Here is a 25,525-nt window from a genome sequence, read left to right as displayed (position 1 = left end):
ACATCGCATGAAGATCAAATTCTCCAGCGCCAAGGAGCAGCAACCGACCCAGGAGCAGGGCCTGCAGGTGCTCTACGCGCCGGGCAAGCGCCTGGCCTTCCGGCTGCGCTGGTACCTCATCCTGTTGGCGGTGCTCAGCCCGCTGTTGTGGCTGGTCGGCCGCTGGATGCTTACGCTCTGGCTGATCGAGGCGCCTGCGCAGCTGCACCTGCCGGGCAGCGAGTTGCGCGCGCGCGACGGAGCGCAGGTCCAGCAGGTGCTGGTGCAGCCGGGGCAACGGGTGACGGCGGGCGACGTGCTGGTTCGTCTGGATAATCCGGAGTGGCGTGCGCGGCGCTTCCTGCTGCAGGCGGCGAGCGTGCCGTCGAATAGTCCCGGCGCAGAGACTCTGGCCGCGGAGCGTGCACTGTTGCAGGGCTTGCTCGCCCGTGCCGAGGCGCGCGTGCAGCAGGTCCAGCGCCTGTTCGAAGCGGGCGCGGCTACCCGTGGCGAACTGTTGGCGGCCACCGACCAGCGTGACGCGCGGCTCCGCGACCTGTATCAGCTGGAGCAGCGGCGCCAGCCGGAGATCGGACCCGAGCAGCGCCAGCGCGACCTGGAGCTTGCCTGGCTGGACAGCCGGTTGCAGGGGTTGGAAATGCATGCCGAGAACGATGGTCGCGTCGGCGAAATCCTCGTCGCGCCTGGCGAGAACGTCGGGCCGGGCACGCCCCTGTTGCGCGTCGAGGGCGACGGCGAGGCGCAGGTCTGGGTTTATCTCGATCCGCGCCACGCTGCCGAGGCCACACCCGGAAAGCTGCTGACGCTGATCTTTCCCGACCATAGTCAACGCCAGGCGGTAGTGATTCAGGCGGTGGACGATGCCGCGCCGGTGCCGGTCGAACTGCGCCCACCGTTCAGTGCGCCGACACGCAGGCTGCGCGTGATTGCGCGGGTGCACGATGGTCTGCCGCCTGAGTGGCGTATTGACCGGCTCGGTCTCAAGGCGCGCTTCCCGCACCGATGGTTGCCATTTGGCGGCTGAAACGTCTCAGCCCGCCAGCCACTGCGGAATGCGCCGATCCAGGTAGTAACGCGGGCGGCGCGGTGTGCCTTCGACAAAGCCGACGTGGCCGCCGCGGCGGTGCAGCTCCAGGGTTGTGGTCGCCGACAGTTCGGTTGGTTCCGGCACGCTGTGGCGAAACACGAAGGGGTCGTCCGCGGCCTGGATCAGCAGGGTTGGTGTCGTGATCTCTGGCAGGTAGTAGCGGCTGGAGGCACGGCGGTAGTAGTCCTGGGCGTCGCTGTAGCCGTGCAGCGGTGCGGTGAAGCGGCCGTCGAAGTCCCAGAAGGTGCGCATGCCCTGCAGCGGACCCAGGCGCTGCAGGGCGCCCAGGTGCTCGGTCAGGCCTTCATGCTGGAAACGCTGCTGCTTGTCCTTCACATAGGCGACCATGGCCTTCATGAAGTGCGCCTGGTAGACGCGGGAGAAACCCAGGCCGATGCGATCGGCGCACTGGTCCAGGCGAAACGGCACCGACACCGCGACCGCCTTGCGCAGCGGGCTGCCGATGCCGCTTTCGCCCAGGTACTTGAGCAGCACGTTGCCACCCAGCGAGTAGCCGACCGCATACAGCGGTGCCAGCGGGCGCTTGGCCTGCAGATGGCCGATGACTTCGGCAAGGTCGTCGCTGGCGCCGGAGTGGTAGGCGCGCGGCAACAGGTTCGGCTCGCCCGAGCAGCCGCGCCAGTTGATGGCGACGCTGGCCCAGCCGCGCGCGGCCAGTTGTTGCTGCAGGCCGAGCACATAGAGCGAGCTGGACGAGCCGGTCAGCCCGTGCAGCACCAGCACCAGTGGCGCCGTGGCCTCATGCGGGCCGTGCCAGTCCAGGTCGATGAAATCGCCATCGGCCAGCCACAGTCGCTCACGCCGGCGTTCGAGACGCGGCGCCTTGCGAAAGAAGGGGTTCCACAAGGTCTGCAAGTGCGGCCCGGGAAGCCACCAGGCGGGTTGGAAGGTTTCGGACACGGTCGCTCGGGTTCCTCGTTTGCTCCGACGTTAGAGCGTTGGCGGCTCGAAGAAAAGCATGATGCAGGCATTGAATGATGCCTGCCGCCCGGCGAATTACGCCTTTGGGGATATGGTCAGCGCCGCCCAAGGGGTGGAGAGTGACGCGATAGTCTTATCCGGAACCCTGCCCATGACGCCTACCCCCTTCGACCAACTGCTCGGCGCCGCACGCCAGGAGCGCGAGCCCCAGCGCCTGCTGTTCGTCTTTGTCAGCGCTGAACTGCCCGAGGACGCCACCGAGGCCGAGCGCCAGCGTTTCGAGGAAAACGCCGGCGGTTCGCTGAAACCGGTGCTCTGCGTCGACAAGCTACCCGAGGAACTGAGCGACTTCGCCGCGCTGCGTGAAGAATCCGAGCGCACCGGCGTGGCCTGGGACCTGCTGTTCGCCGCGGCGCTGCCCGGCCAGGCCGGCATCACGCCGAACGCAGACGAGGCCGAGCAGCCACTGAAGATGATGGTCAGCGCCATCGAGACCGGCAACGTCGGCCGCTTCCTGGCCTTCGATCGCAACGGTCAGACCGTCGACTTCTACTGACGTCGCCGACTTCAAGCGGTGGGTGCGTGGCGCTCCCAGAGTGCGTAGTGCACCTTGCCGGCCTGCTTCTCCCGATGCAGTCGCCAGTTCCCCGGCAGGCCGAGGCTGGACGGCAGCGCCTCGCTTTCGGTGTAGACCCAGGCGTGTTCGGCCAGCCAACCCTTGTTCTCCAGCAGCTCGCAGGCCGGTTGCAACAGATTCTTGTTGAACGGCGGGTCGAGGAATACCAGGTCGAAGGCGGTCGGCGTCTGAGTTTCCAGATAGCGCAGGGCATCGCTCTGCAGCAGTTGGCCGTGGCCGCAGTTGAGCGTGTCCAGGTGCTTGCGCAGGCTGGCGATGGCATTGGCGTTCACGTCCAGCGCCAGGGCCATGCTGGCGCCGCGCGACAGCGCTTCCAGATAGATCGCGCCGCTGCCGGTGAACGGATCGAGCACCCGTGCGCCAGACAGGTAGGGTGCCAGCCAGTTGAACAGGGTTTCGCGCACCCGGTCCGGCGTAGGGCGCAGGCCTTCGGCATCGGGGAAGCTGAAGCGGCGCGAGCGCCACTCGCCGCCGATGATGCGCAGCTGGCCCTGGCCGCCGTGGGCGTTGGGGCGAATGGGTGGATTGGCCATCAGTGCTCCGGAACGCCGCTGGGCTGTTCGGCTGGTTTATCGGTGGGCGGCGGCAGCGGTTGCTGCTCGACGCTGGGCCCGGCTGTGACGATGACGAAGGCATCTTCCTGCAGGTGCTTGTTCATCGCGTTCTTGACCTGTTCGACCGTCAGCGCCTGGATTTCGCCCATGAAATCCTCCAGGTAGGTCAGCGGCAGGCCGTAGAAGCCGATGCTGCCGAGCTGGCCGACGATATCGGCGTTACTGGCGGTGGACAGCGGGAAACTGCCGGCGATCTCGCGCTTGCTGCGCTCCAGCTCGGCCTCGGTCGGGCCTTCGGCGAGGTAATCGCGTACCAGCTGCTGCACCAGTTCCAATGCGCCATCGGTGAGTTCGGCGCGAGTCTGCATGCTGATCATGAACGGCCCTTCGGCGCGCATCGGGCTGAAGCCGGAATAGATGCCGTAGGTCAGGCCGCGCTTCTCCCGTACTTCTTCCATCAGTCGCGTACCGAAACCGCCACCGCCGAGGATTTGATTGCCCAGATAAAGCGCCGCATAGTCCGGATGGCCACGAGGGATGCCGAGCTGGGCCAGCATCAGGTGGCTTTGGTTGGAGGGGAAGTCGATGTGGTGCTTGCCGGCCGCGGGTGGTTGGGGCGAGGGCGTCGTCGGCAGTGCCGGACCTTGTGGCAGCGCGGCGGAAACCTGGGCGGCGAGCGCTTCGGCTTCCTCACGGGAAAGGTCGCCGACCAGCGCGATCACCGCATTTCCAGCCGCGTAGGCACGGGCATGGAAGTCGCGCAGCTGCTCGACGCCGATCGCCGGAATCGACTCGGGCGTGCCTTCGCTGGGGTGGGCGTAGGGGTGATTGCCATATAGCTGGGCGAACAGCTCCAGGCTGGCCAGCTTGCCGGGGTTCTGCTTCTGGAATTCGAAGCCGGCCAGCAGCTGGTTCTTGATCCGCTGCAGCGAGTCCTCGGGGAAGGTCGGCTGGCCGATGACCTGATTGAACAGCGCCAGTGCCGGCTCGCGCTTGTCCGGCGCGCTCAGGCTGCGCAGGCTGACCACCGCCATGTCGCGGTAGGAGCCGTTGCCGAAGTCTGCGCCGAGGCCTTCGAAACCACGGGCGATGGCGCTGACGTCCTTGCCTTCGACGCCCTCGTTGAGCATGGCATTGGTCAGCAGCGCCAGGCCGGGTACGTCACCGTCCTGGCTGCTGCCGGCGGAGAAGGTCAGGCGCAGGTCGAACATCGGCAGCTCGCGAGCCTCGACGAACAGCACCTTGGCACCTTCGGCGGTCTGCCAGCTCTGGATGTCCAGTTTGCGTCGGGCCAGCGGCTGGTCGCTCAGTTCGCTGAGGGACTCGAGGCGGGGTTTCTCCGCTGCCGTGGCCGCTTCGCTCGCTACGGCGGGTTGGGCGGCCTCGCGGGCCACGTCCTGTTTCACTGGTTCGCCGGGGCGCGGCAGGGCGGTGGAGCCTTCATCGCAGCCCGCCAGGCCGAAGCTGGCCGCCAGCAGCAGGCCGAGCAGGCCGTTGCGCAGGGCTTTGCAATCACTCATCTCGGGCTTCCTCGGGCAGAACATGGGCGACGCTCAGGCGCGAGCGGGTGAAATAGCTGCGCGCAGCCTGCTGGATGTCTTCGGGCGTGACGGCCTCGAGCGCCGCCAGCTCCTCGTCCATCAGCCGCCAGGACAGGCCGACGGTTTCCAGCTTGCCGATGGTGGTGGCCTGCTGGGTGATGGAATCGCGCTCGTACACCAGCCCGGCGATGACCTGGGCGCGAACCCGCTCGAGTTCGTCCGCCGAGGGTGGCGCCTCCTTGAGCGCGTCCAGTTCCCGCCAGAGACCGGATTCGACTTCTTCCAGGGTGCGGCCTTTCTGCATGTTCGGCGCGGCGCTCAGGACAAACAGGCTGTCGCCGCGGGCGTAGGCGTCGTACCAGGCCGAGGCGCTGGTCACCAGCTCCTCGCCGCGTTCCAGCCGCTCCGGCAGACGTGCGCTGTAGCCACCGTCGAGCAGGGCGGAGATCAACCGCAGCGCGTGCACCTGGCGGGCGTTCTCCTCAGTCGCGAGACTGGGGGCGTTGAATGCCATCAGCAATGTCGGCAACTGCGTCCTCACGTGCAGCCTGAGGCGGCGCTCGCCCGGCTCGTCCAGTTCCAGCGGCCGCTTGGCCGTCGGCACCTCGCGCCGTTCGATGCCGCCGAAGAAACGCTCGGCCAGCCCGCGTACCTCGTCGGCCGTCACGTCGCCGACCACCACCAGGGTGGCATTGTTCGGCGCGTACCATTGCTCGTACCAGGCACGCAGCTCGTCGGCCTGCATGCGATTGAGGTCGTCCATCCAGCCGATGGTCGGGTTGCGGTAGCCGCTGGCCGGATAGGCGATGGTCTTGAAGCGCTCATAGGCCAGCGAGCTGGGCTTGTCGTCTGTGCGCAGGCGGCGTTCTTCCTTGATCACTTCGATCTCGCGGGCGAACTCTTCTGGCGGCAGCTTGAGGCTGGCCAGGCGATCGGCTTCGAGTTCGAAGGCCACGGCCAGACGGTCGCGGGCCAGCACCTGGTAGTAGGCGGTGTAGTCGTCGCTGGTGAAGGCGTTTTCCTCGGCGCCCAGCTCACGCAGGATGCGCGAGGCTTCGCCGGCGTCGAGCTTGCGGCTGCCCTTGAACATCATGTGTTCGAGGGCGTGGGACAGGCCGGTCTGGCCCGCCGTCTCGTAGCTGGAGCCGACCTTGTACCAGAGCTGGGAAACCACCACCGGGGCGCGGTGATCCTCGCGAACGATCACCTTCAGGCCATTGTCGAGGAAGAACTCGTGGGTCGGCTGGTTGTCTGCTGCAGCCACTAGCGGCAGATAGAGCGCTCCGAGCAGCAGGGCGGCGGCGCGGCGTAACGTCAGAGGCATAGTCGGGACTCGTCCAGGTTAGTGCCCGCCACGGTGGATGGCAGGGCGGCGACACGGCAGCCATGGTAATGGCCGGCGCGGGTCAGGCAAAGCCGGGGTATCCGTACAGCCGGCTCGGTCGCAGTGCCGCGCTTAGCGCACCTGCTTGGCGAGGTGCTAGGATAGAACCCATTTTGAGGCCGGCAGCCTGGCTGCCGGCGTTTCGCATCCTTGAGAATACCTTCTCCATGTTTGGTTCCAACTACGACAAGAAGACGCCGGCCGAGCCCGGCGAGAAGAAAGGCCTGTTCGGCTGGCTGCGCAAGAAGCCCCAGCCCGCTTCGGCAGAGCAGCCGGCCACCGAGCCTCAAGCGGACAGCGAACCGGTCGAGCAGACCGTGGCGAATGTCGAAACGCCTGCCGCCACGCCGCAGCATGAGGAGCCTCGCGCCGTCGAGGCCGATCTGCAGCCGACCGAGGTGATCAAGTCGCCGCCGCCAGACCCTGAACCCGAACCCGAACCCGAACCCGAACCCGAACCCGAACCAGAGCCAGAGCCCGAGCCGGTATCTGCCCCGGTCGTTGCGGCCACGTCGGAAGCGCCGGCCAAGCTCGGCTTCTTCGCTCGCCTGCGCCAGGGTCTGTCGAAGACCAGCGCCAGCATAGGCGAAGGCATGGCCAGCCTGTTCCTCGGCAAGAAGGCCATCGACGACGATCTGCTCGACGAACTGGAAACCCGCCTGCTGACCGCCGACGTCGGCGTCGAGGCGACCACCGCCATCATGCAGAACCTCACCCGGCGCGTCTCGCGCAAGGAGCTGGCCGACAGCGGCGCGCTCTACACCGCGCTGCAGGAGGAGCTCGTCGGCCTGCTCAAGCCGGTCGAGCAGCCGCTGGCGATCGATGCCGGCAAGCGTCCCTACGTGATCCTGGTGGTCGGCGTGAACGGCGTCGGCAAGACCACCACCATCGGCAAGCTGGCCAAGAAACTGCAACTCGACGGCAAGAAGGTCATGCTCGCCGCCGGTGACACCTTCCGCGCCGCAGCGGTGGAGCAGCTGCAGGTGTGGGGCGAGCGCAACGGCATCCCGGTGATCGCCCAGCACACCGGCGCGGATTCCGCCTCGGTGATCTTCGATGCCGTGCAGGCCGCCAAGGCACGCGGCATCGACGTGCTGATCGCCGACACCGCCGGCCGACTGCACACCAAGGACAACCTGATGGAAGAGCTGAAGAAGGTCCGCCGGGTGATGGGCAAGCTCGACGAGTCGGCGCCACATGAGGTGCTGCTGGTGCTCGATGCCGGCACCGGACAGAACGCCATCAACCAGACCCGCCAGTTCAACCAGGCGGTCGAGCTGACCGGGCTTGCGCTGACCAAGCTCGACGGCACCGCCAAGGGCGGCGTGATCTTCGCCCTGGCCAAGCAGTTCGGCACGCCGATCCGCTACATCGGCGTAGGCGAAGGCATCGACGATCTGCGCACCTTCGAGGCCGATGCCTTCGTCAAGGCGCTGTTCGCTCAGCGGGAAGACGCATGATCCGTTTCGAACAGGTCGGCAAACGCTACCCCAACGGTCACGTCGGGCTGCACGAGCTGTCCTTCCAGGTCAGGCGTGGCGAGTTCCTCTTCGTCACCGGCCATTCCGGCGCTGGCAAGAGCACACTGCTGCGCCTGCTGCTGGCGATGGAGCGGCCCACCAGCGGCAAGCTGCTGCTGGCCGGGCAGGACCTGTCGCGCATCACCAATGCGCAGATTCCCTTTCTGCGCCGACAGATCGGCGTGGTGTTCCAGAACCACCAGTTGCTGTTCGATCGCACCGTATTCGACAACGTCGCCCTGCCGTTGCAGATCCTCGGGCTGAACAAGCGCGAGATCGGCCAGCGGGTGATGACGGCGCTGGAGCGGGTCAGCCTCAAGGACAAGGCGCTGCAGTATCCGGCGGACCTTTCCACCGGTCAGCAGCAGCGTGTCGGCATCGCCCGTGCCGTGGTGCACCGTCCGGCCCTGCTGCTGGCGGACGAGCCCACCGGCAACCTCGATCCGCGCCTGGCCGCGGAGATCATGGGCGTGTTCGAAGACATCAACCGTCTGGGTACAACCGTGCTGATCGCCAGCCACGACCTGGCGCTGATCGCACGGATGCGCCATCGCATGCTGACCCTGCAGCGAGGTCGCCTGATCGGTGACGGAGAGGCCAGTTGATGAGCAACGAACGCAACGCCAAAACCAATCCAAGCACGGCCGAGCGCGTCGGTGGTTCGGTGAAGAAGCCGGAGCAGCCGCGCGGCGACGAGCCCGATTTCAAGACGCTGTTCCACGCCTGGCTCGAGAGCCATCGGGCGAGCCTGGTGGACAGCGTCGGGCGCCTGCTCAAGCAGCCGATCGGCAGCTTCTTCACCTGTCTGGTGATGGCCGTGGCGCTGAGCCTGCCCATGGGGCTGGCGCTGCTGCTGGACAACGTCGAGCGGCTCGGCGGTTCCTGGCAGCGCGCTGCGCAGATCTCGCTGTTCATGCAGCTGGACGTCGACGCCGCCACCGGCGAGCGGCTGCGCGACCAGGTGGCCGGAATGCCGGACGTGGCCGAAGCCGACTGGATCAGTCGCGAGCAGGCGCTGGAAGAGTTCCAGCAGCTATCCGGCCTCGGCGAGGCGCTCAAGGAGCTGCCGGAGAACCCGCTGCCCGGCGTCATCCTGGTGACCCCGGACGAGGTGGACAAGGACAAGCTCGAGGCGCTGCGCCAGCAGCTGGCCGAGTTGCCCGGCGTGCAGCAGGCGCAGCTGGACCTGCTCTGGGTCGAGCGGCTGACGGCGATCCTCAAGCTCGGCGACCGCTTCGTCTTCGGCCTCACACTGTTGCTGGTGGCCACCCTGCTGCTGGTGATCGGCAACACCATTCGCCTGCACATCGAGAACCGCCGCACCGAGATCGAGGTGGTCAAGCTGGTCGGCGGTACCGACGGCTACGTGCGCCGCCCATTCCTCTACATGGGGGCCATCTACGGCCTCGGTGCGGGGCTGATCGCCTGGCTGCTGCTGGCATACGGCCTCGGCTGGCTGAACGAGGCGGTGGTCAATCTGGCCGGCCTGTACGGCAGCGATTTCGGCCTGGAGGGCGTGCCGGCCGGCGATGCGCTGTCGCTGGTGATCGGTGCGGTGCTCCTTGGTTACATCGGCGCCTGGCTGGCTGTCGCACGGCACCTCAGCGAGCTTGCGCCAAGGTAAAAGTCCTTTTAATACAATCGCTTAGCGGGTGTGCGGGGGAACTTTTCCACAGGCTTGCAGTCTCATGCGGCAATGCTAAACTGCTGCAGCTTCGTCATTGGAGGTACTGCATGACAACTACTCTGCAACCTGTTCAAGCGCTAGTCCCGGGAGCGAATCTCGAGGCCTACGTGCAGACCGTGAACAGCCTCCCGCTGCTCACCGTCGAGCAGGAGCGCGAGCTGGCCGAGCGCCTTTTCTATCATCAGGATCTCGAAGCGGCTCGGCAGATGGTGCTGGCGCACCTGCGTTTCGTCGTTCACATCGCTCGCAGCTATTCCGGCTACGGGCTGGCCCAGGCCGACCTGATCCAGGAAGGCAACGTCGGTCTGATGAAGGCGGTCAAGCGCTTCAACCCGGAAATGGGTGTACGGCTGGTGTCCTTCGCCGTGCACTGGATTCGCGCCGAAATCCACGAGTTCATCCTGCGCAACTGGCGCATCGTCAAGGTCGCCACCACCAAGGCGCAGCGCAAGCTGTTCTTCAACCTGCGCAGCCAGAAGAAGCGTCTGGCCTGGCTGAACAACGATGAAGTGACTGCGGTGGCCGACAGCCTTGGCGTCGAGCCGCATGAAGTGCGCGAGATGGAAAGCCGCCTGACCGGCCATGACATGGCCTTCGATCCGGCAGCCGATGCCGATGACGACAGCGCCTATCAGTCGCCGGCTCACTACCTGGAAGACCATCGCTACGATCCGGCGCGTCAGCTGGAAGATGCCGACTGGAGTGACAGCTCCACCTCCAGCCTGCACGCCGCGCTCGAGGGGCTGGACGAGCGTAGCCGCGACATCCTGCAGCAGCGCTGGCTGAACGAGGACAAGGCGACCCTGCACGACCTGGCGGCCAAGTACAACGTGTCGGCCGAGCGCATTCGTCAGCTGGAAAAGAACGCGATGAACAAGCTCAAGGGCTCGATCCAGGCCTGACGCCCTTCAGCAGGAATGAATCGCGGGATGCCGACGGCTCCCGCGATTTTTTTTGCCTGTCATATTCTGTCTGTGATCATGGGCTGCCGGGACGGCGGTGCCCACGCGCTTTCTCGACCGCGGCCAGCAATTGCGCATTGGTGATCGGTTTGTGCAGCCAGACGATCTCTTCCGGGAACTGCGCGCGGTCGAACTGGTGGGCGGCGGAGATGACCACGATGGGCAGATCCTGCAGCACGGGCTTGTCGCGCAGTTCGGCGATCAGCTGCATGCCGCTGCCATCAGGCAGGTGCAGGTCGAGGGTCATGGCTTCGTAATGCTCGCTGGCGAGCTTTTCCCTGGCCTGGTGCAGGCTCTGCACGCGGTCCGCGGCGTAACCGCCTTCGCGCAGCATCAGATGCAACAGGCGGCCGGTGTCCGGCTCGTCCTCGACCACCAGAATGCGTGGCAGATCTTCGCCGCCGTCGGTCTCGGCGGAGGGCAGCTGGATCGGCAGCTCGCACCAGAAGGTCGTGCCCTGGCCCGGCTCGCAGTCGAAGCCCACCGTGCCGCCCATGCGCTCGATCAGCTCCTTGGTAATGGCCAGACCCAGGCCAGTGCCGGATTTCTGCCGGCTGTCGGAGGCATCGGCCTGGGCGAATTTCTCGAACACCCGCGAGCGGAACGCTTCGGGAATACCCGGTCCCTGATCGGTGACGCTGATGCGCACGCGCTGGCCGCGCAGGCTGCTGTGGACGCGGATGTGACCACCCGCCGGAGTGAATTTGAAGGCGTTGGACAGGAAATTGCCGAGCACCTGCTGCAGGCGCATGCCATCCACCCAGACCCGCACGTCAGTGGCGTGCTCCAGGCTGCAGCGCACGCCGTGCTGATCGCATAGCGCCTGATTGCTCGCCAGGGATTCCTTGAGCAGCTCGCCGAGCGAGTGTTCGCGCAGTTCGAAGCTCATCTTGCCGGCGGCGATCTTCTCCATGTCCAGCAGGTCGTTGATCAGATGGCCCAGGCGCAGGCTGTTGCTGTAGGCGATTTCCAGCATCTGCTGCATGGACGGCGGCGCCTTGCCGAGCGCGCCACCGACGATCAGCCCCAGCGCCCCGCTGATCGAGGTCAGCGGTGTACGCAGCTCGTGGCTGACGGTGGAGACGAAGTCGTTCTTCATCTGCTCGATGCGCTTGCGTTCGGTCAGGTCCATCAGCGTGCCGCTGATGCGCTGGGCCATGCCCTGCGGGTCGCGCTGGATGTAGCCGCGCAGCAGCACCGGCACGACATGGCCGTGCTTGTGCTGCAGGCGCAACTCGGTGGTGAAGTGGTCGACGTTGGCGAGCATCGTCTGCGCCAGTCTGGCTTTCTGCTGGGCAAGATCCTCGGCGACGATCACCCGCTCCCACAGCTTGAGGTCGCAGGGCAGCTCGTTGGGGCGATAGCCGAGCATTTCCCACGCGCGGGGCGAGGCGTACATGCTGCCGGCTTCCAGGTCCAGGTCCCAGAGCCCGTCGTTGCTGCCCTTGAGCGCCAGCGACAGACGTTCCTCGCTCAGCCGCAGGTCGTGCCGGCTCTGCCGGATATGCCGCGTCATTTCCTCGGCCAGGGCCTGGGCGCGGCCGTGACGCAGCGCCAGTGACGAGGTGAGAAAGAACACCAGCAGGCTGAGGCCGAGGCCGAGGCCGAATACCAGCGCCTCGTTGGCATGGAAGCGATCCTCGAACTCGGGGCGACTGTCCATGCGCAGCGTCCAGGTCTGGCCGTACAGTTCGAGTCGCTGCAGCGCGCTGTAGCGCGCGCTGCCGGGAGCAGGTGCCTCGCGCGAGGCGTGCAGCAGATGCTCGGGTGCCTCGTCGGCGCTGGCGTAGATGTGCAGCGCCAGCGGCAGGTCGGCGGCGCGCAGGATACCGCGCATCAGGTCGTCGACCCGATAGGGGCTGTAGACGAAGCCGAGCAGCGCCTGCATGCGCTCGTCCGGCGTGCTTGTCGGCAGGTGCGGGCGATACACGGGCACATAGAGCAGCACCCCGGCCTGGACCGTGCCATGGGTCTCCTGTACCAGCGTCACCTTGCCGGTGATGCTGGTCTCGCCGAGCTGCGCCGCGCGCTGCATGGCCTGCTGACGTATCGGTTCGGCGTACATGTCGTAGCCGAAGGCCGCCAGGTTGCGCCCGCTGAACGGTTCCAGAAAGATGATCGAGGTGTACAGCTCGCGCTCGCCAGCTGGGTGGATGTCGTAATCGGCAAAGCCCTGGGAGCGGATGCGCGCCACATGGGCGGCTCGCTCAGCTGGACGGATGGCCTGGGTGAAGCCGACGCCCTGGATGCCCGGATAACGCTCGGCCAGGGCCAGTCGTTCGACGTACAGCCGCCATTGTTCGCGGCTGACCTGCTCCACCGCGTCGAACAGGCCGGCGCCGCCGAGCAGGATCTGTTCATGGTCGCGCAGGCGCTTGCGGATCGCCTCGGTGACCTTCTCGCCCAGCATCTGGAACTGCTCCTGGGCGGCCCGGTCCTCATTGGCGCGCAGGCTCTGCCAGACGACCAGCTGCACCAGCAGCGTGAACACCAGCATGCCCCAGGCGATACCGTTTCGCCGGGTGAAGAACTGGCGCAAGCCGCCAGGGGGACTGTGGTGAATCGATGGGTCGCTCATCATGTTCGCTGTGGTACGCGTGTTTACCCGATCTGCCGACCTTCGGCCGACGGGCGGGTCGCTGGTCGATCGGGCCGGGCGGCGCAACGCCTGCCGGTTTCGACCTGGGCTTTCGGAATGCGGTCCTTGACCGTTCTGTCAGCTTACCCCCGGTGATGGCCTATTGATATAAGCGCTTCGTCAGGGTCTCGACGAGCGGCAGCGCTGTCCGTAGTCGAGCGCGGTGGGTTGCCAGTCGATCTCGTCGGCCGGTCTCGGTCGGGCGAAACCGTAGCCCTGGCCATAGTCGCAGTTCTGCTCCAGAAGGAACGCCGCCTGGTCCGCAATCTCGATCCCCTCGGCAACCACTTTCAGGCCGAGGTTATGTGCCAGGCCGATCACCGAGCGGGTGATGGCGGCGTCTTCGCGGTCCGCCGGCAAGCCGCGGACGAAGCCCTGGTCGATCTTGAGCTTGTGCACGTTCATGCGCTTGAGACGCTGTAGCGAGGAATAACCGGTGCCGAAGTCGTCGATGGCCAGCTGAACGCCGAGGGCGCGCAGCCGTTGCAGCAGTTCCAGCGCACCGTCCGGGTCCTGCATGACGGCGCTTTCGGTGATTTCCAGCTCCAGATGGCGTGCTGCCAGCCCGCTGCTGGCCAGGACAGTGGCAATCTGCAGGTCGAGGTCGCCGTTGCCGAACAGCCGGCTGGAGATGTTCACCGCGATGAAGCCGAGTGGGCGACCCTGGCCGAGCCATTCCCGGGCCTGGTGGCAGGCCTGCTGGAGAACCCAGTGGTCGATGGCGCTGATCAGCCCGGTCTCCTCGGCGATGGGGATGAACACGGCGGGCGAGATCAGGCCCTTCTCCGGGTGCTGCCAGCGCACCAGCGCCTCGAACCCGCTGATGCTGCCCTGGCGCAGGTCGTAGATCGGCTGGTAGTGCAGGCGCAGTTGCCCCTGCTCCAATGCCTGGCGCAATGCGGTGACCAGCTCCACGCGCTGGCGCGCCTGGCTGGTCAGCTCCTGAGAGTAGAAAGCGTAGGTGGAGCGGCCGCTGCTCTTGGCCTTGAACAGCGCCGAATCGGCATTGCGCATCAGCTGCTCGACGTTCTGCACGTCGGTGGGGTAGGGGTAGAGCACGATGCCGATGCTGGCGCTGCTGAACAGCTCCCGCTCGCCGAGCCGGAAAGGCTCGTTCAGGCGATCGAGGATGCGTAGCGCCAGGGCGGTTGCCTTTTCCGCGCCATAGTCCTCGCAGAGCAGGGCGAACTCGTCGCCGCCCAGGCGGCCGAGGGTCATGCCGCTCTCCAGCTGCTCGCTCAGGCGCGCGCTGACGGCCTGCAGCAGGGTATCGCCGAGGTTGTGACCGAGGCTTTCGTTGATGTCCTTGAAGTGGTCGAGGTCGATCAGCAGCAGCGCGCCGCTGCGCTTGTTCGCCCGGGCGCGTTCAAGGTCCTGCTTGGCGCGTTCGGTGAACAGCAGACGGTTCGGCAGGTTGACCAGCGGATCGAAATGCGCGAGCTGGTCGAGCTCCTCGCGCGAGCGCTTTAGGGCCGACAGATCGGAGAAAACCGCCACGTAGTGGCTGAGCTGTCCCTCGTTGTCGTAGATGCAGCGCAGATTCTGCCATTGCGGGTACACCTCGCCGTTCTTGCGCCGGTTCCAGATCTCTCCGCTCCAGACGCCATCTTCCTGCAGTGCCTGCCACATCTGCCGGTAGAAGGTGGCGTCATGCTTGCCGGAGGCGAAGAGCTTCGGTGTCTGGCCAAGCACTTCCTCGGTGCTGTAACCGGTGATCCGCGAGAACGCCGGGTTGACGTGCACGATGTGCTGTTGCGGGTCGGTGACCAGCACGCCTTCCTGGGTGCTGTCGAAAACCGCGGCGGCCTGCTTCAGGCTGGTTTCCTGCAGATGCTGGGCGCGCTGCTGCTCATCGAAGCGACGGACGTGCCGGCGACCGAGCACGAACAGCAGGGCGCTGGTGAGCGTCACGAACAGGGCGCCCTTGCCCATCTGCCAGGCCTGGCCGTCACCGCTCACCAGTTGGCCGAGCAGGGTGTCGCCGAGAAGGATCCACAGCATCGCCAGGCAGAAGTAGCCCAGGCTCAGCCGGACGAGAGAGGTGTTCATCGTTGCTCTTGGGTCCGATCGAATACTGCACAGTCAAACCCCATCGCACCATGGCGAGCGGGCGCTAGGTCATCAGGCACCGGTAGTGCTGCGTCCTGCTGCGCCGGTCGTGCTGCATGCCGGCTCACAGCCAGCTCGGCCACCATTCCGGGTGGTTCGGTTTGATTCGCTGCAAGTAATGGCTGCCACCGAGCTGGCGCATCTGCTGTCGAATCCAGGCCGCGCGATTGTTCACATAGCGGCTCGGTTTACCAGCGTTCCATTGTCGCGGGTTGGGCAGCACCGCGGCCAGCAGGCTGGCCTGGTGGGCCGACAGATAGGGCGCGCCGGTACCGAAGTGATGCTGCGCCGCCGCCTGCGCACCGAAGATGCCGTCGCCCCATTCGACGCTGTTGAGGTAGACCTCGAGAATGCGTTGCTTGGGCCACAGCAATTCGATCAGCGCGGTGAACCAGGCCTCCAGTCCCTTGCGCGGCCAGCTGCGGCCGGACCAGAGAAACAGGTTCTTGGCCACCTGCTGGCTCAGCGTGCTGGCGCCGCGCAGAGATCCGCCTCGCTCATTGTGGCTGAGGGCAGCGCGGATTGCAGCGACGTCGAAGCCCCAGTGGTCGGCGAATTTCTGGTCCTCGGCGGCAATCACGGCCATTTTCAGGTCGTCGGGCAGCTCGCGCCATGGTCGCCACTCGCGGGTCAGGTCGATCGCCGCGCCGGTGCGCCAGGATTCGATCTTGCGCTCGATCATCAGCGCGGTGAAGGGCGGCGGCACCCAGCGCAGCAGCAGGACCAGCAGCACCGAAAGGGCGATCAGCCAGAGCAGCAGTTTGGACAGGCGCAGCAGCAGGTTTCGCAACATGGCACGTGGTCGTGGGCGAAAAGAGCGGGCATTATAGCGGCCGCTCAGGCCATCGACCGGAAAAGCAATGATTCGTAGCTATCTCGTGCTTGCCGCCCTGTTCGGTTTGACCGGCGTCGCCCTCGGCGCCTTCGCCTCCCACGGCTTGCGCAGCCAACTGAGCGCCGCCCATCTCGCGGTATTCCAGATCGGCGTGCAGTACCAGCTGATCCATGCCCTGGCGCTGCTCGGCGTCGCGCTGCTCGCGCTGCAACGCCCCGGCCGCCTGCTGAGCGCGGCGGGCGGCCTGTTCGTGGTCGGCATCCTGCTGTTCTCCGGCAGCCTCTATCTGCTCACGCTGACCGGGGTCGGCAAGCTCGGCATGATCACGCCCATAGGCGGCACCGCCTTTCTCGCGGGCTGGCTGTGTCTGGCGCTGGCGGGCTGGCGCATCCGCGGCTGAGCGGGACGAACGGCCGCGGGGTGCGCCTTGGTGCACCGGGTGGTTCGGGCTAGAATGCCGTCCCCTTTCGCAATGGCAGCGAACAGCATGCAGATTCAACTCAACGGCGAACCCTACGAGCTGCCAGCCGGCCAGACGGTGGCCGACCTGCTGGCGCGCCTGGAACTGACCGGTCGCCGCCTGGCCGTCGAGCTCAATCGCGATATCGTGCCGCGCAGCGCGCACGCCAGCACCGCGCTCAGCGAAGGTGACCAGGTCGAAGTGGTGCACGCCATCGGCGGCGGTTAACCGCACCCACTCATCCGAATGACGCCGCCTCTGCGGCGCCCACAGCCCGCAGCAACACGTCCGAACGAGGATTTCCCATGCGCCCAGTTCCGAACGACAAGCCTTTCACCCTGGCCGGTCGCACCTATCAATCGCGCCTGCTGGTCGGCACCGGCAAGTACAAGGACCTCGAAGAGACGCGTGCGGCCATCGAGGCCTCGGGTGCCGAGATCGTCACCGTCGCGGTACGCCGCACCAACATCGGCCAGAACCCGGGTGAGCCGAACCTGCTCGACGTGATCAGCCCGGAGCGTTACACCATCCTGCCGAACACCGCCGGCTGCTTTACCGCCGAGGATGCGGTACGCACCTGCCGCCTGGCCAGGGAGCTGCTCGACGGCCACAAGCTGGTCAAGCTGGAAGTGCTGGCCGACCAGAAGACCCTGTTCCCGAACGTGATCGAGACCCTCAAGGCCGCCGACGTGCTGGTCAAGGACGGCTTCGACGTGATGGTCTACACCAGCGACGACCCGATCATCGCGCGCCAGCTGGCCGAGATGGGCTGCATCGCGGTGATGCCGCTGGCCGGCCTGATCGGCACCGGTCTGGGCATCTGCAACCCATACAACCTGCGCATCATCCTCGAGGAGGCGACCGTCCCCGTGCTGGTCGACGCCGGTGTCGGCACCGCTTCCGACGCCACCATCGCCATGGAGCTCGGCTGCGAGGCGGTGCTGATGAACAGCGCCATCGCCCATGCGCAGAATCCGGTGCTGATGGCCGAGGCGATGAAATACGCCATCGAGGCCGGGCGCCTGGCCTACCTGGCCGGTCGCATGCCGAAGAAGCTCTATGCCAGTGCCTCCTCGCCGCTGGAAGGGCTGATTCGCTGACACCTTTCGTGGCCGGCCTCGACGCTTCGTCGGGGCCGGCTTTTTTATACCTTGCAGGCAGACCATGACTGAGCAGAACCCCGCGGCCGAAGAGCAGCAAACCGAGCACCGCCGCACCATCAAGAGTTTCGTGATGCGCGCCGGGCGCATGACCGAAGGCCAGCAGCGCGGCCTGGAGCAGGGCTGGCCGAAGTATGGCCTGGAGCTTGCCGATGGCCTGCGCGATTTCGATGAGGTGTTCGGCCGCAGCGCGCCGCGGACCTTCGAGATCGGCTTCGGCATGGGCCACTCGACGCTGGAAATGGCCGCCGCGGCGCCGGAGCAGGATTTCATCGGCGTGGAAGTGCATAAACCGGGCGTCGGCGCGTTGCTGAGCGGACTTGTGTCACAGAAACTGACTAACGTCCGGGTCTACAGTTGCGACGCCCTGGAGGTGCTGCGTGACTGCGTGGCCGACGCCAGCCTGGACCGCGTGCTGCTGTTCTTCCCGGACCCCTGGCACAAGAGCCGTCACCACAAGCGCCGCATCGTGCAGCCGGCCTTCGCCGAGCTGGTGCGGCGCAAGCTGAAGGTCGGCGGCGTGCTGCACATGGCCACCGACTGGGAACCCTATGCCGAACACATGCTCGAGGTGATGAATGTCGCCCCGGGCTACCGCAATCTGGCGCAAGACGGACGCTGCGTGCCACGCCCGACGGAGCGCCCGGTGACCAAGTTCGAACGCCGCGGCGAGCGGCTCGGCCATGGCGTCTGGGACCTGAAGTTCCAGCGCATCGACTGAGCGAGGCCAGACAAGCGACACCCGAGACGCCGCGCCGCCGCCTGGCCTGCCTGCCAGCCTACGCGATCGCTCGCCGGATCCAATCGAAGAGCCGCAACAGCGGCCAGGGAAGAGTGCCTGCCAGGACGGCATGCCTGCCCATACCAGACAACAAATGCAATGCCGTCAGCCGGGCATGGCCATGCCCTGCGTCGCGCATAATTGGGGGAGTAGACGATGTACGGAAAGATTGGAATTCTGTTGTTGGCGGCCTGTGCCGCTGTGCAGGCACAGGCCAAGGTGGACAGCACCCAGGCCGCGCGGTTGGGACAGGACCTGACGCCGCTGGGCGCGGAGCGGGCGGGCAATGCCGCCGGCACCATTCCGGCCTGGACCGGTGGCGTCCAGGCACCGGCCGGCTACGAGCCGGGCATGCATCATCCCGACCCGTTCGCCGGAGATTCGCTGCTGTACCGGGTCGATCGCAACAATCTGAAGGAACATGAAAACCAGCTTCCCGAAGGCATGAAGGCGCTGCTGGAGCGCTATCCGGACTACCACCTGCGCGTATTCCCGACCCGCCGCAGCGCTGCGGTACCGCAGCGGATCTACGATGCCACTCGTTTCAATGCCGTCAGTGCCGAGCTGATCGCCAACGGCAACGGCATCCAGGGTGCGGCGGCCGGGATTCCCTTCCCGATCCCGCAGAGCGGCATCGAGGTCATCTGGAACCACATCCTGCATTACAAGGGTGACCAGAGCCACATGATCAACAACCAGGCGGTGGTGATCGGTGGTCGGGCCAATTACATCAAGCGCGACCGGCACGTGTACTACGTCTACAACCGCGAGGGGATGACCTACGCCGATCTGGACAACACCGTGCTGTACTACAAGTACCGCGTCACCGCGCCGGCCAAGCTCTCCGGCACCGCGCTGGTCGTGCAGGACCCGATCGACCAGGTACTGACCACCCGCAAGGCGTGGCGCTACAGCCCGGACGATCGTCGTGTGCGCCGCCTGCCTTCGCTGGCCTACGACTCCCTGCAGCCTGACACCAGTGGCCTGGCCACGGCCGATGTGGTGGACTCGTTCAACGGCGCCCCGGATCGCTACGACTGGGAACTGCTCGGCAAGCGCGAAATGCTCATGCCCTACAACAGCTACGCCGTGCATCAGAAGGGCATTTCCTACGACACCATCGTCCAGCCGCGCACCCTCAACCCCGACCTGCTGCGCTACGAGCTGCACCGCGTCTGGGTGGTCGAAGCCACGCTGCGCAAGGGCTTCAGCCATCTCTACGACAAGCGCCGCTTCTATATCGACGAGGACAGCTGGGCGATCCTGGCAGTCGATCTGTATGACGAGAAGGGGCAGCTGATCGGCCTGCAGGAAAGCCATCCGATCAGCTATTACGACGTGCCGATGTTCAACAGCACGCTGGAGACGCTCTACCATCTCAAGGATGGCAACTACTTCGTCGACGGCCTGGACAACAACGAGCCGATGTACGATTTCAACGTGAAGCTCGGCCCACGCGATTTCTCGCCGCAGGCGCTGCGTCGCGGCAACTGAGGATCACCGGGATAAAAGAAGGGCGCCACTGGCGCCCTTTTTTTCACGCCTGGCACAGGCCTGCGGCCGCCAGGCTGACGCGGGTACCGGCTGCGCCGCGGACAATGGCCTCGATCTGTTCGAGCGAGCCGATCACCGCGACCTTGCCGGTATTACGTGCGAACTGGCAGGCCGCTTCGATCTTCGGTCCCATGGAGCCGGCAGCGAAACCCAGGCCTTGCAGTCGGTCTGGGTGGGCTTCGGCGATCCGCCGCTGCTGCGGGGTGCCCCAGTCCAGGTAGGCGCCGTCGACATCGGTCGCGATCACCAGCAGGTCGGCGGCGAGCTGCTCGGCCAGCAGCGCTGAACACAGGTCCTTGTCGATCACCGCCTCGACCCCTTGCAGCCGTCCGTGCTGGTCGTAGACGGTCGGAATGCCACCGCCGCCGGCACAGATCACCACGCTGCCCTTCTCCAGCAGCCAGCTGATCGGCCTGATCTCGAAGATCCGCTTCGGCCGCGGGCTGGGCACCACGCGGCGGAAATGGTCGCCGTCCGGCGCAATGCTCCAGCCCCGTTGTTCGGCCAGACGCTGTGCCTCTTCGCGTCCGTAGACCGGGCCGATCGGTTTGCTCGGCGCCTGGAAGGCCGGATCCTGCGGATCCACTTCGACCTGGGTCAGCAGGGTGGCGAAGGGCACCTCGAATGGCAGCACATTGCCCAGCTCCTGCTCGATGATGTAGCCGATCATGCCCTCGGTTTCGGCCCCCAAGACGTCCAGCGGATAGCTGGGTACGTCCTTGTAGGCGGCCCCCTGGAGGGCCAGTAGCCCGACCTGCGGGCCGTTGCCGTGGGCCACCACCAGTTGGTTGCCCGGTGCGATCTGCGCGATCTGTGCGCAGGCCCGGCGGATGTTCTCTCGCTGATTCTCGGCGCTCAGCGGCTCCCCTCGGCGAAGCAGGGCATTGCCGCCCAGCGCAATGACGATGCGCATGTCGGTTCCTCCAGGGCGCCCATCACGGGCGCCGGTCACGTCAGATGTCGGCGAGGGTGGAGACCAGGATCGCCTTGATGGTGTGCATGCGGTTCTCCGCCTGCTCGAAGGCAATGCAGGCCGGGGATTCGAACACCTCCTCGGTGACCTCGATACCGTTGGCCAGGTGCGGATAGCGCGTGGCGATCTCCTTGCCGACCTTGGTCTCGCTGTTGTGGAACGCCGGCAGGCAATGCATGAACTTCACCCGCGGGTTGTTGCTCGCCTGCATCAGCGCCGCGTTCACTTGGTAGGGCAGCAGCTGCTGGATGCGCTCGGCCCAGGCGTCCATCGGCTCGCCCATCGAGACCCAGACGTCGGTGTGGATGAAGTCGACGCCTTGCACCGCCGCCTGCGTATCCTCGGTGAGCAGCAGGCGCGCACCGCTCTGCGCGGCGAATTCCTCGCAGGCCTTGACGTGTTGCTCGCTGGGCCAGAGGGCGCGCGGCGCGGCGATGCGTACATCCATGCCCAGCTTGGCGCCGATCAGCAGCAGGGAGTTGCCCATGTTGTTGCGCGCATCGCCCAGATAGGCGTAGCTGATCTGGTGCAGCGGCTTGTCGCTGTGCTCGCGCATGGTCATGACGTCGGCGATCATCTGCGTCGGATGGTATTCGTCGGTCAGGCCGTTGTAGACCGGCACGCCGGCGTAGCGCGCCAGCTCCTCGACGATCTCCTGCTTGAAACCACGGTATTCGATGGCGTCGTACAGCCGTCCGAGCACCCGCGCGGTGTCCTTCATGCTTTCCTTGTGGCCGATCTGCGAGGAGTTGGGGTCGATGTAGGTGACGTTGGCGCCCTGATCGTAGGCGGCCACCTCGAAGGCGCAGCGGGTTCGCGTGGAGGTCTTCTCGAAGATCAGCGCGATGTTCTTGCCCTTGAGATGCTGGCGCTCGGTACCGCTGTACTTGGCGCGCTTGAGGTCGCGGGAGAGATCGAGCAGGTACTGCAGTTCGCGCTCGCTGTGGTGCATCAGGCTGAGCAGGCTGCGGTTGTGAATGTTGAAGGCCATGGGGTGAGTCCTCCGCAATGTCGGTTTGCCGGGGTGGGCCCGGCGCGGTGATCAGTAGTCGAGCGCGTCGCGCGCGATCGGGCAGGTCATGCAGTGGCCGCCGCCGCGACCACGGCCCAGTTCGCTGGCGCTGATGGTGATGACTTCCACCCCGGCCTTGCGCAGCTGTGTGTTGGTGAAGGTGTTGCGGTCGTAGCCGATGACCACCCCGGGTTCAAGGGCGACCACGTTGTTGCCGTCGTCCCACTGCTCACGCTCCACCTCGTAGCTGTCGCCGCCGGTTTCCACCACCCGCAGGGCGGGCAGGCCGAGAGCTTCGGCGACCACCTGGAGGAAGCTGGCCTTTTCCCGGCGCAGGTCGATGCCGCCGGGTTTGCTTTCGTCGGGGCGCAGGCTGAACGCGACGATGCCGTGCACCACGTCGGGGTAGATGGTCACCAGGTCGCGATCGCAGAAGCTGAACACCGTATCCAGGTGCATCGCCGAGCGGGAACGCGGCAGGCCGGCGACGATCACGCGCTCGGCCGCGCCGTGGCGGAACAGCGACTGCGCCAACTGGCCGATGGCCTGCCGCGAGCTGCGTTCGCCCATGCCGACCAGCACCACGCCCTTGCCGAGCGGCATCACGTCGCCGCCTTCGAGCGTGGCCAGACCGTGGTCGAGCTCGGGGTCGCCGTACCAGACCTTGAAGTCCTGGCCGGCGAACTGCGGATGGAAGCGGTAGATCGCGGCCGCGAGCAGGGTTTCCTGGCGGCGCGCGGTCCAGTGCATCGGGTTGAGCGATACACCGCCGTAGATCCAGCAGCTGGTGTCGCGGGTGAACAGGGTGTTGGGCAGCGGCGGCAGGATGAAGCTCGAGTGGCCCAGATAGTCGCGGAACAGGCTGACGACTTCGCCGCTGCGGGTGCCCGGAATGTCGCTGCCGGACACCCCGCCGATCAGGAATTCGGCAAGTTGCCGGGGTTGCTGTTCTTCGAGCCAGCTACGCACCTCGTCCTGCAGGCCGATGCCGACCTGGTTGGCGGTGATCTTGCGGTCGAGAATCCACTTCAGCGCCACCGGATTGCTCACCGTCTCGGTCAGCAGGTTGTGCATTTCCAGCACCTCGACGCCGCGCTCGCGCATCTTGGTGACGAAGTCGAAATGATCACGCTTGGCCTGGTTGACCCAGAGCACATCGTCGAACAGCAGCTCGTCGCAGTTGCTCGGCGTCAGGCGCTGGTGGGCGAGGCCGGGCGAGCAGACCATCACCTTGCGCAGCTTGCCCGCCTCGGAATGGACACCCAGTTTCGTTAGTTGCTGAGTCATGGCATTTGCCTCCGTCAGTCATTGCACCGGTAGGTGCAGAGTGGCTCGCCAACGCTTGTGGCCTTGGCGAGAGAGGGCGCCGGGGCGCCGGTCAGAGGGACAGGAAACCGTCGTAGAGGCCGTAGGCCGCGATCGCCGCCCCGATGAGCACGGCGGCGAAGATCAGCTTCTCGACGCCGCTGAATACCGGCTGCCCCAGTTCGCGCTTGGCCTTGGCGAAGAACAGTGCCCCCGGCGCATAGAGCAGCGCCGACAACAGCAGATACTGGATGCCACCGGCATAGACCAGCCACACGGCATATAGCGTAGCGACGGCGGCGATCAGCGTGTCCTTGCGCCGTTCACCCGCGGCGTTCGCGTATCCCTCGCCGCGAACCCCGAGCAGCAACGCATAGGCCGCCGACCAGAAGTACGGCACCAGGATCATCGAGGTGGCGAGGTAGAGCAGGCTGAGATAGGTGGAGGCGTTGAACAGGGTGATGATCAGGAACAGCTGGATCAGCCCGTTGGACAGCCACAGCGCATTGACCGGAACGTGGCGGGTATTTTCCTTGCGCAGGAAGCTCGGCATGGTGTGGTCACGGGCGGCGGCGAAGAGAATCTCGGCACACAGAAGGGTCCAGGACAACAGGGCACCGGCCAGCGAAACCACCAGGCCGACGCTGATCAGCACCGCGCCCCAGCGACCGACCACCTGCTCCAGCACGCCCGCCATGGAAGGGTTCTTCAGGCCCGCCAGCTCGGCCTGGCTCATGATGCCCATCGACAGGATGTTCACCAGCACCAGCAACGCGAGCACGCTATAGAAGCCGATGACCGTGGCGCGGCCGACGTCGCTACGGCGCTCGGCGCGCGCCGAGAACACGTTGGCGCCCTCGATACCGATGAACACCCACACCGTCACCAGCATCATGTTGCGTACCTGCTGCATCACGCTGCCCAGCTCCGGGTTGCCACGGCCCCAGAAGTCGGCAGTGAACACGTCCAGGCGGAAGGCCACCGCGGTGATCACGATGAACAGGATCAACGGCACGATCTTGGCGATGGTGGTGACCAGGTTGACGAACGCCGCCTCGCGGATACCGCGCAGGACGAGGAAATGCACGCCCCAGAGCACCAGCGAGGCGCCGATCACCGCCGGCAGGGTATTGCCCTCGCCGAACATCGGAACGAAGTAGCCCAGCGTGCTGAACAGCAGCACGAAGTAGCTGACGTTGCCGATCCAGGCGCTGATCCAGTAGCCCCAGGCGGAGGAGAAGCCCATGTAGTCGCCGAAACCGGCCTTGGCATAGGCGTAGACACCGGCGTCGAGTTCCGGCTTGCGGTTGGCCAGGCTCTGGAACACGAAGGCCAGAGTCAGCATGCCCACGGCAGTGATTGCCCAGCCGATCAGGATGGCGCCGGCGCTGGCACTGGCCGCCATGTTCTGCGGCAGGGAAAAGATTCCGCCGCCTATCATCGAACCCATCACCAGCGCCACCAGCGCGCTGAGTTTCAGTTGCTTCGAGGTCGTGGTCATTACCCTGTCTCCTTTCAAGACCGTGCGTAGCGGGACCATTGAATGCCTGCCAGTGCGTTGCGGTCATGACAGACGTCAAGAAAGTGTGTGAGTGATGGTGCAAGGATGCCTTTGGCCGGTTGCGGTGCGATGAACGCAGCCGGACCGGCACAGCCATTGCGCAGTCAGCTTCGAGCGAGGGGAAGCGGTGTTCAGACCCGGACATGTGGAAATCAGCCGGCTGCCGACCGAGGCGCGCCCCGGCTATCACCTGACCCTCGACTATCACGTCGAAGGTGCCGAACCGAGGCCGGAGTGGGCGTGCTTTCACCTGCGCGTCGAGGCACCTCAGGTGCATATCGACGAGCAGTTCCGGATGCATCGGGATGTCGCCTACAACTTCCTGCAGCGCATTCGCCGGTGCCTGCGTGACCATGGCGTACAGGTCAGGCAGGACATCCTGTTCGGCTTTCACGCGTTGTATGACCCGTTGTATGCGGATCTGCGGCAGCAGTTGCACCTGCAGCCCGGCGAGGCGGTCGATCTCGACCGCTTCCTGCGCGAAGGCTGAGTGGCGTCAGTTGCGGTCGGCGATCACGCCGATGAGGAAGAAGATCAGCAGCAGCACCGGCGCCAGGCTGTAGTTGTTCAGGTGCGCCAGGCCCTGGGTCATCCAAGGTGTGAGAAAGACGATGGCCAGGCCGTAGCCCACCGCGCAGACGAGCACGAAGATCAGCGTACGCAGGAAGAAGTTGAGGCTGCTCACCGTGTTCTTGACCCAGGCGTTCACCGCCGGGCCGAACAGCACGAAGAGTGTTGCCATCAGCGCGAGGGAGATATCGGACAGGTGACTGCGGCTCCAGCGCGACAGCGTGACGATCAGGTCGAGTAGCAAATCCATGCA

Annotated in this window: 24 protein-coding genes; 12 read left to right on the top strand and 12 right to left on the bottom strand. The window is 65.8% G+C overall.

From position 1 onward, the window contains the following. Nucleotides 1-7 precede the first annotated feature (7 nt). Nucleotides 8-1,024 (top strand): HlyD family secretion protein, encoded by a 1,017-nt coding sequence (locus VF716_RS07870; protein WP_013984346.1) that lies wholly within the window; start codon nucleotides 8-10, stop codon nucleotides 1,022-1,024. 6 nt (nucleotides 1,025-1,030) lie between these two features. Here VF716_RS07870 and VF716_RS07865 read toward each other — a convergent pair whose 3' ends face one another. Next, entirely contained in the window at nucleotides 1,031-2,008 is a 978-nt protein-coding gene (locus tag VF716_RS07865; RefSeq protein ID WP_013984345.1) for a hydrolase, read from the bottom strand. A gap of 172 nt (nucleotides 2,009-2,180) precedes the next feature. On the opposite strand from VF716_RS07865, the gene VF716_RS07860 reads away from it, so the two are divergent. Beyond that, nucleotides 2,181-2,585 carry a hypothetical protein gene (locus VF716_RS07860; protein WP_013984344.1) on the top strand — a complete coding sequence of 135 codons (405 nt, stop codon included), beginning with the start codon at nucleotides 2,181-2,183 and terminating at the stop codon, nucleotides 2,583-2,585. A gap of 11 nt (nucleotides 2,586-2,596) precedes the next feature. On the opposite strand, the gene rsmD is transcribed toward VF716_RS07860, so the two are convergent. Genes rsmD through VF716_RS07845 form a run of 3 tightly spaced genes read right to left on the bottom strand, consistent with a single transcriptional unit; the run spans nucleotide 2,597 to nucleotide 6,085 of the window. After that, a complete protein-coding gene (rsmD, locus tag VF716_RS07855) occupies nucleotides 2,597-3,199 on the bottom strand; it encodes a 16S rRNA (guanine(966)-N(2))-methyltransferase RsmD (RefSeq protein ID WP_045632982.1) in 603 nt (200 codons plus the stop codon). Further along, entirely contained in the window at nucleotides 3,199-4,740 is a 1,542-nt protein-coding gene (locus tag VF716_RS07850; RefSeq protein ID WP_440552428.1) for a M16 family metallopeptidase, read from the bottom strand. Before VF716_RS07850 ends, rsmD begins: the two co-directional genes overlap by 1 nt. Next, nucleotides 4,733-6,085, bottom strand: a complete 1,353-nt coding sequence (locus VF716_RS07845) for a M16 family metallopeptidase (RefSeq protein WP_020305643.1) — start codon at nucleotides 6,083-6,085, stop codon at nucleotides 4,733-4,735. Before VF716_RS07845 ends, VF716_RS07850 begins: the two co-directional genes overlap by 8 nt. Nucleotides 6,086-6,312: 227 nt before the next feature. Between VF716_RS07845 and ftsY the strand changes: the two genes are divergently transcribed. From ftsY to rpoH, 4 genes are all read left to right on the top strand, one after another. Further along, nucleotides 6,313-7,605 carry a signal recognition particle-docking protein FtsY gene (gene ftsY, locus VF716_RS07840; RefSeq protein WP_037004349.1) on the top strand — a complete coding sequence of 431 codons (1,293 nt, stop codon included), beginning with the start codon at nucleotides 6,313-6,315 and terminating at the stop codon, nucleotides 7,603-7,605. Continuing rightward, complete coding sequence (gene ftsE, locus VF716_RS07835; protein WP_011914996.1) at nucleotides 7,602-8,270, top strand: cell division ATP-binding protein FtsE; 669 nt, start codon at nucleotides 7,602-7,604, stop codon at nucleotides 8,268-8,270. Before ftsY ends, ftsE begins: the two co-directional genes overlap by 4 nt. Beyond that, nucleotides 8,270-9,289 carry a permease-like cell division protein FtsX gene (gene ftsX, locus VF716_RS07830; RefSeq protein ID WP_011914995.1) on the top strand — a complete coding sequence of 340 codons (1,020 nt, stop codon included), beginning with the start codon at nucleotides 8,270-8,272 and terminating at the stop codon, nucleotides 9,287-9,289. The genes ftsE and ftsX overlap by 1 nt, the downstream gene beginning before the upstream one ends. 110 nt (nucleotides 9,290-9,399) lie before the next feature. Then, nucleotides 9,400-10,254 carry an RNA polymerase sigma factor RpoH gene (gene rpoH / locus VF716_RS07825; RefSeq protein ID WP_011914994.1) on the top strand — a complete coding sequence of 285 codons (855 nt, stop codon included), beginning with the start codon at nucleotides 9,400-9,402 and terminating at the stop codon, nucleotides 10,252-10,254. A gap of 76 nt (nucleotides 10,255-10,330) precedes the next feature. Here the strand turns inward: rpoH and VF716_RS07820 are convergent, their stop codons facing one another. The 3 genes from VF716_RS07820 to mtgA all read right to left on the bottom strand — a co-directional run bounded on the left by VF716_RS07820 (nucleotide 10,331) and on the right by mtgA (nucleotide 15,854). After that, entirely contained in the window at nucleotides 10,331-12,892 is a 2,562-nt protein-coding gene (locus VF716_RS07820) for a hybrid sensor histidine kinase/response regulator (protein ID WP_125855922.1), read from the bottom strand. Between the two features lie 180 nt (nucleotides 12,893-13,072). Beyond that, the gene (dibA, locus tag VF716_RS07815) at nucleotides 13,073-15,001 is read right to left on the bottom strand and encodes a phosphodiesterase DibA (RefSeq protein ID WP_019405541.1); all 1,929 of its coding nucleotides are present in this window, start codon (nucleotides 14,999-15,001) and stop codon (nucleotides 13,073-13,075) included. A gap of 124 nt (nucleotides 15,002-15,125) precedes the next feature. Further along, complete coding sequence (gene mtgA / locus VF716_RS07810) at nucleotides 15,126-15,854, bottom strand: monofunctional biosynthetic peptidoglycan transglycosylase (RefSeq protein WP_020305647.1); 729 nt, start codon at nucleotides 15,852-15,854, stop codon at nucleotides 15,126-15,128. A gap of 67 nt (nucleotides 15,855-15,921) precedes the next feature. Between mtgA and VF716_RS07805 the strand changes: the two genes are divergently transcribed. The 5 genes from VF716_RS07805 (at nucleotide 15,922) to VF716_RS07785 (ending at nucleotide 19,791) form a co-directional block, all read left to right on the top strand. Next, nucleotides 15,922-16,296 carry a DUF423 domain-containing protein gene (locus tag VF716_RS07805; protein WP_014598011.1) on the top strand — a complete coding sequence of 125 codons (375 nt, stop codon included), beginning with the start codon at nucleotides 15,922-15,924 and terminating at the stop codon, nucleotides 16,294-16,296. A gap of 87 nt (nucleotides 16,297-16,383) precedes the next feature. Further along, nucleotides 16,384-16,584, top strand: coding sequence for a sulfur carrier protein ThiS (gene thiS / locus VF716_RS07800; RefSeq protein WP_003282763.1), 201 nt, complete (start codon nucleotides 16,384-16,386; stop codon nucleotides 16,582-16,584). Nucleotides 16,585-16,661: 77 nt separating this feature from the next. Further along, complete coding sequence (locus VF716_RS07795; RefSeq protein ID WP_013984334.1) at nucleotides 16,662-17,456, top strand: thiazole synthase; 795 nt, start codon at nucleotides 16,662-16,664, stop codon at nucleotides 17,454-17,456. A gap of 64 nt (nucleotides 17,457-17,520) precedes the next feature. After that, nucleotides 17,521-18,237 (top strand): tRNA (guanosine(46)-N7)-methyltransferase TrmB, encoded by a 717-nt coding sequence (trmB, locus tag VF716_RS07790; RefSeq protein ID WP_003282761.1) that lies wholly within the window; start codon nucleotides 17,521-17,523, stop codon nucleotides 18,235-18,237. Between the two features lie 216 nt (nucleotides 18,238-18,453). Next, complete coding sequence (locus VF716_RS07785; RefSeq protein ID WP_011914986.1) at nucleotides 18,454-19,791, top strand: DUF1329 domain-containing protein; 1,338 nt, start codon at nucleotides 18,454-18,456, stop codon at nucleotides 19,789-19,791. Nucleotides 19,792-19,834: 43 nt separating this feature from the next. On the opposite strand, the gene arcC is transcribed toward VF716_RS07785, so the two are convergent. The 4 genes from arcC to arcD all read right to left on the bottom strand — a co-directional run bounded on the left by arcC (nucleotide 19,835) and on the right by arcD (nucleotide 24,642). Then, nucleotides 19,835-20,764: a carbamate kinase gene (gene arcC, locus VF716_RS07780; RefSeq protein WP_014598010.1), complete on the bottom strand. Its 930-nt coding sequence runs from the start codon at nucleotides 20,762-20,764 to the stop codon at nucleotides 19,835-19,837. Between the two features lie 40 nt (nucleotides 20,765-20,804). After that, the gene (locus tag VF716_RS07775) at nucleotides 20,805-21,815 is read right to left on the bottom strand and encodes an ornithine carbamoyltransferase (protein WP_011914984.1); all 1,011 of its coding nucleotides are present in this window, start codon (nucleotides 21,813-21,815) and stop codon (nucleotides 20,805-20,807) included. Nucleotides 21,816-21,866: 51 nt separating this feature from the next. Further along, nucleotides 21,867-23,123, bottom strand: coding sequence for an arginine deiminase (arcA, locus tag VF716_RS07770; RefSeq protein ID WP_014598009.1), 1,257 nt, complete (start codon nucleotides 23,121-23,123; stop codon nucleotides 21,867-21,869). A 91-nt stretch (nucleotides 23,124-23,214) separates the two neighbouring features. Further along, nucleotides 23,215-24,642, bottom strand: a complete 1,428-nt coding sequence (arcD, locus tag VF716_RS07765; protein WP_254161967.1) for an arginine-ornithine antiporter — start codon at nucleotides 24,640-24,642, stop codon at nucleotides 23,215-23,217. Nucleotides 24,643-24,829: 187 nt separating this feature from the next. On the opposite strand from arcD, the gene VF716_RS07760 reads away from it, so the two are divergent. Next, complete coding sequence (locus tag VF716_RS07760) at nucleotides 24,830-25,192, top strand: DUF5064 family protein (protein ID WP_255222867.1); 363 nt, start codon at nucleotides 24,830-24,832, stop codon at nucleotides 25,190-25,192. Between the two features lie 6 nt (nucleotides 25,193-25,198). Here the strand turns inward: VF716_RS07760 and VF716_RS07755 are convergent, their stop codons facing one another. Continuing rightward, on the bottom strand, nucleotides 25,199-25,522 hold the full coding sequence (locus VF716_RS07755) for a DUF3392 domain-containing protein (RefSeq protein WP_125852415.1): 324 nt from the start codon (nucleotides 25,520-25,522) through the stop codon (nucleotides 25,199-25,201). Nucleotides 25,523-25,525: the final 3 nt, after the last annotated feature.

The sequence above is a fragment of the Stutzerimonas sp. Brlt_14 genome (genome assembly GCF_051948915.1).
GTDB lineage: Bacteria > Pseudomonadota > Gammaproteobacteria > Pseudomonadales > Pseudomonadaceae > Stutzerimonas > Stutzerimonas stutzeri.
The sequence above is the reverse complement of the archived record's forward strand: the minus strand, read 5'-3'. Positions and strand labels throughout refer to the sequence as shown.